The following is a 13,016-nucleotide window of genomic DNA, read 5'->3' on the forward strand; positions in this document are numbered from 1 at the left end:
TTTTTAACATTTTTCAAATAGCTTTAAAACGGTCAACCTATATCAGGGAATGACAGTAGCGTCAGCGTTAACAAGAAAAAAATTAGAATTTACAAAAGAGTGATGATTGTGTCAGGCTGAGCGAAGTCGAAGCCCCATTTTAATGCGAGTAAAATTATTGTCCTCGACTTCGCTCGGACTGACACGATTTTAGATGAAAACATAATCCGTCATTGAGAAGGGTGCAATCTGTATTTCAGAAGACTGGAGATTCGGACGCACTAAAGTTGAACGCCACTTAAGTCGTTTCGTGTAAGACTTCACCTATATTGAAAATTAATGACTAAAGCATCTTAGAGAATTTTCCACCCTAAGATTGAGGCTACTTCAGCCTGTCCCGTTAGTACGGGAGTCTTCGGTCATAGGCCAGCCTCGCTTTAGCGGGTCTTCGGTCTGCTGAAACAAAGAAAAAGAGGGTGCTGACATCAGTGCCAACAAAAAGAGAAACAACATGAATACACAACTTAACCGTCGTGACTTTATAAAAAAAACCTCTGCTGCTGCCATAGCAACCATGGGAATGGGCGCGCCATTGGCGGGGCTGTTATCATCCTGTGGTACTGACAAAATCCCGGCAACGGCAGATTCGGTGATCTTACTTTTTATGGCTGGAGGAATGGCGCACACCGAAACTTTCGACCCAAAGAAATACACCCCATTTCGCAAGGGAATGGAATCCAAGGAAGTGCTCAGCACCTTCCCTTCCATTCCGACGGCTTTGGATGGGATCCACTTTTCCGAAGGTCTGGAATCCATCGCCAAAATCATGGACAAGGGAACGCTGATCCGCTCCTACGTGGCGGCAGATCTGGGGCACATTCTTCATACACGCCACCAGTACCATTTCCATACCTGCTACGAACCTCCACAATCCGTGGTCGTGCCACATTTAGGTTCTTGGATCTCCAAGGAACTCGGCCCCTTAAACCCAGTGATTCCGTCCTTCATTAATATAGGTCAGCGATTCTCTGTGGGTGAAGGCGAGGAACTGAAGGCTTTTCACAGCGCAGGTTTTCTGGGTTCTGAGCATGGCCCATTTTTGATTCCCGATCCTTCCGCGGGTTTAGATAGCGTACGCCCTCCTATCGGTATGTCCACACAGCGTTTTGAATCCAGAAACCAACTTTACCAAGACCTGATTTCTGCAGGCGCAATGGGCGAGTATGGTTCGGACTATCAAAAGGAATCACTGAAGCGATCCATGGAGCAGGCGTACATTCTGCTGAATTCCCCTGAAGCCAAGGCTTTTGATCTGAGTCAGGAGCCAAAGGAAAGCTATGATAAGTACAACAACAGTAAGTTTGGGCTGGGTTGCCTGCTGGCAAAAAGACTGGTGGATCAGGGTGCTAGATACATCACGGTCACTTCCGAGTATGAGCCTTTCAAAGGCTGGGATACCCATGATAATGGACATACCCGATTGACAGAAATGAAGAAGATGATCGACTCTCCTATCGCCCAACTTATCTCTGATCTGGATGAAAGCGGGAAACTGGACAGAACCCTAGTGATCGTAGCTTCTGAGTTTAGCCGGGATATGCTGACAGAAGGAAGACCTGGGCTGAAAGTGAAAGATCAGGTGGAAGTGCCGGATATCATAGAAGACATGAAAAACTACGGGATGCATAGGCATTTTACCGATGGCTGCTCCATGCTGATGTTTGGTGGAGGAATCAAAAAAGGTCACGTGTATGGCAAAACCGCAGATGAGCGACCTTGCAAAAGCATAGAAAACCCTATCAAAATAGACAGCATTCACCAGACGGTCTATCATGCCTTAGGCATAGCTCCCGAAACAAACTACGAGATCGAACAGCGCCCATTCTTCACCACGCCTGATGGCCATGGGAAGGTGGAGTTTGATTTATTGAGAAAGGGGTAAGTGCTTAATACTGAATTTTTAGCCTAATTTCTTCGACTTTTTAACTAAGGGTTGCGGGGTAAGGAAAGTAGGTGTATTTTGATGGGGATAAAAGGCATATTTTTTAAGTGCCATCACGAAATAAAATAAATAGGAACATCAACAATAACAGTGGATATTAGTCTAATCGGAAGAAGATCACCAGTTGGGGATACACAAACGTTGTAGGGCATAAAAAAAACGTGAGACACATAATTCCAATATTATTATTCTTATCCATTGTACTTGACAGTTCTGCTCAAACCGACAGCTTGAAAAAGGTAAATCCTAGCTTTACCAAAATGCTTATTGGAACAGAAAATATTTATGCATTGAATTCAAGCGGACAACTTTTTGCTTGGGATTTAAAGAACCTAATTAGAACCTTTACGAGTGACACGACTGTAAAGTATACCTCCATTGCCAAAGACAAGTCGAATAAAATATATCTAGGTACAGCAAAAGGCAAAATTTTCACGATTAACAAAAACGACTATTCAATTGACCTACACCTTGAACTAAAAAAGGACTACAGCGTCACTGATATCTTTTTCAATACTTCAGATGAAATTTTTCTAATTGTTCCTTATGCAGTTTATGATCCAGTGAAAGATAAACATTGGACTGATTTTGAACACCAACCAAATGGCATGATTGTGTCAAAACGCTTCTTATTCATTTTTAGGAAGCGGACAAACCAATATTTTGACATGCCTCAGTATACTTTCATTGACAGTCAAGACAGAATTTGGATGACTAAGAGTTTTGGAGAATTTGGTGGTTCAGTTCAAATTTTCGACACTCGAAAGAGAACAGAATTAAATGCTGACATAGATAGCCTAAACTTTGGGCTGCTCTTTCCAAAGTCAGTTTTTGAAGATAAAAGCCAAAATATTTATATAACCTCAGGTCTACAGCATTTTATGAAAAGCGGTGATATTTTTAGAATTAAGAATAATCTCGCTACTAAGATTTATGACAGCGAAGATTTTAGAGATACCAGGAACAACAATCCTTTTGGTGGTGGGATTTTCATCGGACCAGGTGCATATAACTCTTTTGACAACAAAATTTACTTTGCTACTACTGAAGGTTTTTATCGTGCGTCAATTCCCAATGAAGGAAGAATAGAAAATCCTGAATTGATTTTTAAACCAGAGTTGCTTTGGGATAGAGAACCTTTGGCAATTGGGGTTTCAATGTCAATAAAAAAGTTAGAATTTACAGACGACCAAAGACTTGTTTTCCTGACTTCAAATAATGGAATTGGGATTTATGATGGAACAGAATTAAAAATGATAAAATAAAAAACGGCGCACAATTGAGCGACGGCCGCGGGTCATAAGCCCCCACTGAGCGTAGAATATGAGTTGAGGCCACTAGGTGTAGATTGTATCTACACCTCCATATCCCATCCAATTTTTAATTGGTCACCTAGATCAAAATCAATTACAAATTGATCTTGATACTTAGCTAAAGTTGCAAACTCACCCGCCTAAGGATAAAAAGAGCCAGCCAAAACGGTAGACTTAATCCTCAGCCTGTTATCTTGTTTGACGCCCCCCACACCGTGGCCTGTGTCTTCACAGACCACTTCAATCCCGGTCTGTGACACAGACCGAGGCGACTTAAACAACCTCCCTCCCCTTTATCAGCTTAGATCCCCAATTTTCTACTCAGAGCATATCCCAATGAGCTCAGCTTACATAATTATCAGTTCAGAACACATAATTATCAGCTCTGAGCACATATTTTTCAGTTAATCAAACATTACTATCACCTCTAAGCACCTATTTTTCAGTTCAGAGCACCTAATTATCAGCTACTTTCCTCTCAGGATCAGTTCTGAATCTTTAACTAGGAAATCAGATCCGCTCCCGAGCTGCTTGAGACAGATAAATTGATTTTTTGAATACCGTAGCATTCCGGAAATAAATGGGTTCAACTTTTCATAGCCCAGATTTCACCGTCCCACCCTAAACCTTTCAGGTTTATAACAAGCTTAACCTTCATTCCCTGAAATCCTATTATCTTAAAGAGTGTACTAATTTAGGTCGCAAAGCATTCTTTTTCTTTCTTCCTAATTCAAAAAATCAGAAACCCATGAAAAACCTTTGCCTCGTCTTATTCATTTTCCTTCTACTTCCCTTGACAGTAATGGCACAGCAAAATCGGGTTCGGGAGGTCAGGAAGAATGTTCCCTTGGATTCTATTGTATTAAGTGATCCAGCTATTTTGGCGGATTCCAGCACTAAGATGTATTATATGACCGGAACTGGCGGGATGCTATGGAAAAGCGCGGATTTGAAACTTTGGGATGGCCCATATAAAATCGCAGAAACCGACCCAGACTCCTGGATGGGGCCTAATCCCATGATTTGGGCCGCAGAACTTCATGCTTACAAAAACAAGTACTACTATTTTGCCACCTTCACCAACCGGGCGGTTAAGATCGATACCGTCGATGGAAATGTGATAGAGCGTCGCGCCAGCCATGTTTTAGTGAGTGACAAGCCAGACGGTCCCTATGTGCCGATGCAAGACGATACGTACTTACCTGCAAGTATGCCTACGTTGGATGGCACTTTCTGGGTAGATAAAGATGGAAAACCTTACATGATCTACTGCCATGAATGGTTGCAGAATGGAAATGGCACTATGGAAAAGATTGAGCTGAAACCGGATTTAAGCGGTTCGATAGGTAAAGGAAAAATACTTTTCCGAGCCAGTGATTCGCCCTGGAGCCGTGAGAAAGATGACAACGGCAAGGATAAACCTAACAAAGTAACCGATGGCCCCTATTTGTTTGAAACAAAAACGGGAAGGTTGGGGATGATATGGACTAGTTGGGTTTACAGTGACTATACCCAAGGAGTGGCTTATTCAGAAAGCGGAACCCTGGATGGCCCTTGGATTCAGGAAAAAGACCCGATTACTCCTCCAAATTTTGGTCATGGCATGTTGTTTCACACCTTGGAAGGGAAGCTGCTGATGTCAGTACATAGTCACAAGAGCGTGAATGGACGGACCATCCGTCATCCTCATTTCTTTGAAATTGATCTGTCCGGCGATAAGCTAGTTGTTGGCAAGGAGTATATGCCATAGAGCGGAGATTGCTGAGTTTTTAGAAGTTACCTGCCTTTGTTCGGTGCAAACTCAGGTACCTTAGGAGGGTATCCTTTTAACTTCAGAAGAGACACATTAAGCTTCAGAAGTTAATTAATTACCTTCTGAGGATACCTTTTTATGCTTTGAGGAGAGCTTACTCTGTTCTGAACAGAACTAGTTAAGCTCAGAAGAGAAAAAGAAAGCTTCGGAGCAAAACTTTTTATTCTTGGAGTGAAGAAAGAAAGCTTCGGAGGAGAACAAGTTTTGCTTTTATCAGAATTAATTCGCCTCCGAATGTAATTTTTCAGGAAAGTAAACTTTTTATTTTATAGAGGTACTATCCTAGAATCTGGGATTTTTCTGGCAAAAGCTTAAATCTATCCAAAAAATTATTTAAAAGGCCAAAAGAGGTTAATTAAATATTTTACATAAGTATTATTTTTTATCATCAATCTTAAGATAATATTAAGATTTCTTGCAACCATTGACTTATTTTTTTACGTAAACCCCTCCCAAAGACTAGTTCTTTTGAGATAAGTCCTGAAAAGTTGGCGTGATTTTGGTTTTAGTATGCATGCATCCTTTTTATAGAAAATTGCATCTACTAACTAGGAAGCCTTAGAGAGCCAACAACCGGAAAGAAATACCTAACCAATATTATTTATACCTAAACCCACTAAATATGAAAACGCTACAAGTACCAAACTGGATGAGAAACTTGATGATGGGCTTTGTCGCTTTGCTTTGGCTTAGCCCATCTGATGCCTCAGCTGATGACATGAACGGTGTCTCATTTCAAGTATTCTATGACGAACTGATGCCTTATGGTGATTGGGTCAAAGATGGCCGTTATGGCTACGTATGGTTACCTGCTGTGTACGATGATTTCCATCCTTATGGAACAAACGGACACTGGGTGATGACGGAATATGGAAATACCTGGGTTTCAGATTACGATTGGGGTTGGGCGACATTTCACTACGGTAGATGGTATTATGATGACAATTACCGAAGCTGGGCGTGGATCCCGGATTACAACTGGGGACCAGCATGGGTAGACTGGAGAACTGGTGGCGGATATTACGGATGGGCACCTATGGGTCCTGGATTCTCTGTCAATGTGAGGATCAACATTCCTACTGCATACTGGTTGTTTGTACCACAAAATAGATTTGCATACCACAATGTGTACAACTACTATGTGCCATACGCTAGAAGAGTCAAAATCTATAACAATACCACAATCATTAATAACACGGTGGTTTATAATAACAACAGATACTATGCAGGACCTTCAAGAAAAGAGATTCAGCGCGTAACTAGAACAACCTATCCTGTACACAGCGTGCAGTCTGCTAGAGCTGCTGGGAGAAATACCGTATCCAGAAATACCGTTAATATATATAGACCAGACTTAAACAGCGGCGGAAGAACAACCACTGCAGCTAGACCTTCTAGAGTACTTGCAAACGGACAAAGCAGAACACAACCTGCATCCGTACCATCCAGAGGAAATAGCAGAACTGAAACTGTATCCGGAAGATCAGCTACTACTCCTGCGGGAACTACCAGATCTAGCGAAAGAACTTCCTCTTCCCGTTCTAGCAACACAGAAGTGAGGACCACTACCCCATCGTCTAGTCGTGGTGGAAGTTTTGAGACAAAGCCGTACTCCGGAGCTCAAACCAGAACCGCTACGCCTAGCAACTCTAGAAGTAGTGAAACTAGAACTTCTACTCCGTCAAGCAGAGAGTCGCAGACCAGATCTAACCCTACGAGAACACAAAGTTCTGCTCCGACTCAACGATCTAATGAATCTAGAACTCAGCCAGCTCCTACTCAACGTACGACTCAGCCGAGAACTCAATCTGCTCCGGCTCAGCGTTCGACTCAATCTAGGACACAGCCAAGTAGCTCTTCTAGACCTGTAGTAAAGTCTAGTGCACCTACGAGATCAACTGAGTCCAGAACTCAGTCTTCCTCCAGTAGATCAACTCCGCAGGTAAAAAGTGCACCTTCAAGATCTTCTACTCCTACCAAGAGTTCAAGTAGAACAACTACAAGTTCTTCTTCAAGAACCACTTCAAAAACAAGAGGAAATAATTAAACCCAGTTAAACCAAAGTGAAAAGGGTAGCCAAATGGCTATCCTTTTTTTTGTGTTAAGTTTTAACCACGAAGGACCCGGAGGTTTTCACAGAGCACACCATTAAGTAAACAGGGCCGAAAGCCCAAAATATCCCAGCCAAGCTCGATAGGGCTTGGTTAAAGTAACAAACCAAGCATCCTAAAGCTCTGTAAGAGCGAAATAACTATTGTGTTCCATCGCTCCATTTCGCGGTAACTCATCAAATCAATAGTATTACACCCCTTGGTAATGTCTGCCTGATTCATGTTCACGAAACGTTCCTACAGAACGAAGCCATACCTTTAAATCCCTGCTACAGACCATACATTGCTACGTACGAGGTCTGGTAAAACAACAAGCTACTGATTGATCATTGGATAATACAAAGTCTTCGTATGCCCTTCGCAATGACGAAAACCAAACTAAAAGGTAGAATCCAATCTTTAGTTAAAGCGACACAACAAACCCAGCTTACCAAATAAAATTTCGAATTCCAGTTTTTGTCTATCTTTGCAAACTGTTTTCAACACGCGCATTAAGTTTCGCCCAACCTATTCACACCTTGAAACAATACTTCAACTTATTCGACTTCAGTCAAAAGGTAGATTACAAAACCGAAGTTCTCTCTGGACTTACAGTTGCCATGGCGCTTATTCCTGAGGCAGTTGCCTTTGCATTGATTGCCGGACTTTCCCCATTGACTGGCTTATATGCCGCATTTATGATGGGATTGGTCACTTCCATTTTGGGAGGTCGTCCAGGAATGATCTCTGGTGCTACCGGCGCTGTAGCTGTGGTAATCGTCACATTGGCAGCTACGCATGGCGTAGAATATGTATTTGCTGCGGTTGTACTTGCAGGTATTCTTCAGGTTTCTGCTGGAGCTTTGAAACTAGGAAAACTCATGCGCCTGGTGCCACATCCAGTGATTTTTGGATTTGTCAATGGCCTGGCAATTATCATTTTCATGTCCCAATTGGACCAGTTCAAAGATGCTAGTGGCGCTTGGCTGACAGGTTCTTCGCTTTATATTTTGCTTGGCTTTGTCCTGTTGACTATGTTGATCATATGGGGATTACCAAAGCTAACCAAAGCTGTACCTGCTTCATTGACAGCCATTTTGGTTGTTTTCGGACTAGTAACTGTCTTAAATATCGACACCAAAACTGTAGGTGATATCGCCGCTATCAAAGGTGGCTTCCCTCCTTTTCACCTTCCTGCTGTTCCATTGACTTGGGAGACCTTACAGATCATTTTCCCGTATGCTGCAATTGTAGCAGGTGTAGGTTTGATCGAAAGTTTATTGACTTTGAATATCATTGACGAAATCACCGAAACCCGTGGACGTGGAAACAAAGAAGCAGTAGCTCAAGGCGTAGCAAATATGCTTTCCGGTGTATTCTCTGGAATGGGTGGCTGCGCGATGATCGGTCAGAGTTTGATCAATATTTCATCCGGTGCAAGAGCGAGACTATCGGGCATTGTTGCTTCTGTGATGCTATTGGTTTTCATCATGTTTGGATCCAGCTTGATCGAGCAGATGCCAATGGCAGCATTGACAGGACTGATGATCATGGTATCCATCGGGACATTTGAATGGGCTAGCTTGAGAACCTTCACCAAAATGCCAAAATCAGATGTTTTCCTGATGGTTTTAGTGACACTAATTACAGCATTCCTACACAATTTAGCCTTGGCAGTATTGGTAGGCGTGATCTTAGCAGCCTTGTTTTTCGCTTGGGATAATGCGAAAAGAATCCGTGCAAGAAAAAATGTGGATGCCAATGGAGTGAAACACTACGAGATGTTTGGTCCATTATTCTTCGGATCAATCGCTGCTTTCAACGAGAAATTTGACGTGCTCAATGATCCGACAGAAGTAATCATAGACTTTCAGGAAAGCCGTGTGGTGGATATGTCAGCTATTGAAGCCTTGAATAAATTGACGGAGCGCTATCATAAGGTTGGTAAAAAAGTACACTTGAAGCATCTTAGTCCTGATTGTAGAAGATTGCTCGAAAATGCAGATGAGCTGATCGATGTCAATGTGATCGAAGATCCTACTTATAAATTGGCGGTGGATAAGGTTTAAAGTGTTTAAAAAATCAAATGAACCTCGGAGATCAAAGAAGGAAACCCCTCTTAGATTTCCGGGGAGTTTCACCCTAAAGATTTGACCTCTAACTCATTATCCACATAGCTCTTAAGAGAAAAACTAAAAGTACTACCTTCTCCAAGTCGGCTTGCAACCCAAATTTCACCTTCGTGTTTTTCAATTATTTCCTGACAAAGCACCAAGCCCAAACCAGTACCAACCTCTCCTAATGTCCCACGTTTTTGATGGTTTGATTTTGAAAAAATCCCCTTAAGCATAGCTTCATCCATTCCTGTTCCGTGGTCTCGGACAGAGATGATGACTTCTCCCAATTTTTCCAGGACAAGTATCTCGATTTTTGCATTATGATTGGAAAACTTGATTGCATTGGAAATCAAGTTTCTCATCACCGTCAAGATCATATTCTGATCGGCTAACACAAAAATATTTTCTGAACATGATTTATCAAGTTTGATTTTTTTATAATCAGCTTGAGAAGCAACCATAGCGCTTGCTGTCTCTATTAATTCACACACCTGAATTACTTCCGCCTTTATTTCGAAAAGTTTGGTTTCCTTGACCGCCCAATTCAATAGGTTTTCCAACAAGTTATGGGTATTGCGGGAGACGTTTAAGAGGTATTGAATATTTTCCAGGTGTTCGGTATTCCCGGTATCTTCATATTCCTCTTCCAAAAGCTCCATGTAGCCAATGATAGAACTAAAAGGATTTCTCAGGTCATGAGCGATGATACTTAAGAGTTTGTCCTTCTCATTGATATGATTTTTTAATTCCAGGTTCGCGTGATTGAGCATAGTGGTTCGCTCTTTTACCGTATTTTCAAGCTGCAGGTTTTGTGCTTTGATTGCACGGACTCTCCAGTTGTATGCAAGTATTAAGAGACCTATAACCAAAAGTGTAGACAAGGCAATAAACCATGCTGTCTTCCAAAAAGGTGGAGTTACTATTAACACCAAAGAAGTTCCTGTTTCATTCCATACCCCATCATTATTAGACGCTTTCACGCGAAACAGGTAAGTGCCCGGACTAAGGTTAGTGTATGTTGCATTCCTCTGGGAACCCACATAGTTCCAATCCTCTTCAAAACCTTCCAGAATATAGGCAAATTGATTTTCCTCAGGATGGGTGTAATTCAGTGCCTTAAATTCAAACGTAAACACATTTTGCTTATAGGAAAGCACGACAGAATCAGTGACCGTAATATCCTTCTGCAATGGTGAATCCGCTTCTCTGAAATCCACTGATTGATTGAATAGGCGGAAATCAGTAATGTAAACTGGAGGTGCGTACGGATTGGTATTTAGCTGCTCTGGATCAAAAAGATTAAACCCATTCATCCCGCCAAAAAGCAATTCTCCTTTCTGGGTTTTAAGGACTGAGTATCGCGAAAACTCATCCCCTTGAAGCCCGTCGAACTTATCAAACGTAGTGAAATCAACGTCAACAGGATCAAATTTTACAATTCCTTTGATGGTTCCTATCCACAAATACCCCTTGTCATCTTCTACAATTGAACAAATTTCATTGACCGGCAAGCCATCATTTTTATCAAATGAAATAAAATTATCTGACTCAGGAATGTACCTGGCAAGTCCCCTCTCTGTAGCTATCCAAATAATATGATTACTATCTTCATATATCTGACGAATAGAATTGCTAGGTATGCTCTGGGAGTTTATACCTGCTGGCTGATAGGATTTGAATATGCCGGCTTTTTTATCACTGGATTCTATCACGCTCAACCCCGCTTGGGATCCTATCCAAATGTTACTTTTACTATCTTCAAATATCCTTAGCGGCTGATTGGAAGAAATAGAGTTCGGGTTGTTTTCATCATGTTTAAAAAGAACAAGTTCACCAGAATTGCTGTCGTACCTATATAAGCCTTCATTAAATGCTGCAATCCAAATGTAATTTTCGTCAAAATGCACATCAAACACATGCTGAATAGGGTAAGTGGTGTTTTGAATCCAGCTTGTAAAGCTGGTAAAGATGCCTTTTTCTTCATCAAGTAAAATATTGATTCCACCTCCCCAAGTACCTACCCACAGCTGTCCATCCTCATTTTTATTTAGGCTGATGACTGCATTTGATGCCAGAGAAGTCGGATCATTTGGATCATTTTCAAAATGCTTAAACACATCACCTGACCTATCAAAATAATTCAAACCTCCACCATCCGTAGCAATCCATATATCCCCTTCCTCATTCTCCAAAAAATCCCGGATGATATTGTTGTTTAGACTTTCAGAATTCAGGGAGTTGTTGTAATAATGCTCAAATTTTGAAGCATAAGGATCTGCCAAGTTTATTCCAGATTGCGCTGTACCAACCCAATACCTGTCCTGATTATCCTGAAAAATATTCCAAATCGAATTATGCGAAAGACTAGTTGGAATTTTGGAATCATGAAGGTATCGGTAAAACCCATCTGCTTCTTTATTATACAGATGTAGGCCCCCATTTTCATTACATGTCCACAGGTTTCCTTTGGGGTCTACGTATAGATTATAAATTGAATTGTTAAAAAGACTGTGTGGGTTTCCAGGTTCATGAAGATACCTTTGAAAAGATATCTTGCCCTGATCTACTACTAGCCTATTCAGGCCATTATTAAGGCTAGCTACCCAAAGGTTCCCATCCAAATCAATAGCAATAGACTTCAGATGATCCGAACTTATGGATGCTGGATTGTCAGAAGCATGACGGAAATATTCTAACTCTCCGTTGGAGGTATTCAATTTTGCCAGACCATTTCTAATGGTAGCAATCCACATTATATCACCGATATCCGCCACTATCGCATTGATAGGCCCCAAGCCCTTTACTTTATAAGACTCAAATACTTGCTTGTCGGGATCAAAAAAGAACAAACCAGATGACACACTTGAAATCCAAATTACACCATCTTCATCTTCTAGAATGGTATTGACTAGGTCTCCTTCACCCGTATCACTAGTAGCATCAAAAGGGATAAGAATCTTGGTAAAATCATCTGATTGCCTATTATACCGCGCCACCCCATCACCGGTTCCGACCCATAGTCTCTTTTTACTGTCTTCGAAAATTGCTCCTATATAGTTACTACTGAATCCAGTGCTGTCCGTTGGCGTGGAATAAATCCGGAAATTTAACCCATCATACTTATGTAAACCACTGGAAGTTCCTACCCATATAAAGCCAAGATGGTCCTGCGCAATCGTTGAAATCCTATTATTAACCAATCCTTCATAGATCCTCTGGAATTTCAAATCGGGTTTTTCCTCCAGACTTTGGCTATATGCTGTGCAAATGGGAAGGTAAAAGATAGCGCAAAGAAGCAGCGCTAGAGACCTCATTTTAATTAGTGTGGGTATGGAATTATTAATCTTGAAAATATCCATTTCTAAATCAAAGTCATCTTCAAGTAGTGAGTTTATAGAATGCCTTTTTGGAAGATAAATAGGTAATATTCCCAAATAAAAACTAAATACAAAAGCAATGTATAGATTAAATATTTCGCAAACTACTAATCTAAAAAAATAACCACTAAACAAATCGTAGTATATATCTTAAATTAATTCTTGATATAGTATAAAACGAATTGATCATTAAACTTTACTATTTAGGCGATTTTAGCCTTAATCGACAAAAAAACATCAATTAAAAACATTTATTTAGGCTGATAAAAATATACTAGAGACTGATCATGTGTAAATAAAAATAGCACCCAATCTCAATAGGGTG

At 41.0% G+C, this 13,016-nt stretch carries 6 protein-coding genes; 5 read left to right on the forward strand and 1 reads right to left on the reverse strand.

Going from position 1 to position 13,016, the window contains the following annotated elements:
- The first annotated feature begins 490 nt into the window (after positions 1-490).
- From AACZ87_RS20220 to AACZ87_RS20240, 5 genes are all read left to right on the forward strand, one after another.
- Positions 491-1,921, forward strand: a complete 1,431-nt coding sequence (locus tag AACZ87_RS20220) for a DUF1501 domain-containing protein (protein WP_339869895.1) — start codon at positions 491-493, stop codon at positions 1,919-1,921.
- Positions 1,922-2,211: 290 nt separating this feature from the next.
- Positions 2,212-3,246, forward strand: coding sequence for a hypothetical protein (locus AACZ87_RS20225; protein WP_339869896.1), 1,035 nt, complete (start codon positions 2,212-2,214; stop codon positions 3,244-3,246).
- Positions 3,247-4,042: 796 nt separating this feature from the next.
- Positions 4,043-5,044, forward strand: coding sequence for a glycoside hydrolase family 43 protein (locus tag AACZ87_RS20230; RefSeq protein WP_339869897.1), 1,002 nt, complete (start codon positions 4,043-4,045; stop codon positions 5,042-5,044).
- 685 nt (positions 5,045-5,729) lie between these two features.
- Positions 5,730-7,154 (forward strand): DUF6600 domain-containing protein, encoded by a 1,425-nt coding sequence (locus tag AACZ87_RS20235; protein WP_339869898.1) that lies wholly within the window; start codon positions 5,730-5,732, stop codon positions 7,152-7,154.
- Positions 7,155-7,736: 582 nt separating this feature from the next.
- Complete coding sequence (locus AACZ87_RS20240) at positions 7,737-9,266, forward strand: SulP family inorganic anion transporter (RefSeq protein WP_339869899.1); 1,530 nt, start codon at positions 7,737-7,739, stop codon at positions 9,264-9,266.
- A 68-nt stretch (positions 9,267-9,334) separates the two neighbouring features.
- Here the strand turns inward: AACZ87_RS20240 and AACZ87_RS20245 are convergent, their stop codons facing one another.
- Positions 9,335-12,628, reverse strand: a complete 3,294-nt coding sequence (locus AACZ87_RS20245) for a two-component regulator propeller domain-containing protein (protein ID WP_339869900.1) — start codon at positions 12,626-12,628, stop codon at positions 9,335-9,337.
- Positions 12,629-13,016 lie beyond the last annotated feature (388 nt).

It is taken from the genome of uncultured Algoriphagus sp., from assembly GCF_963974365.1.
GTDB lineage: Bacteria > Bacteroidota > Bacteroidia > Cytophagales > Cyclobacteriaceae > Algoriphagus.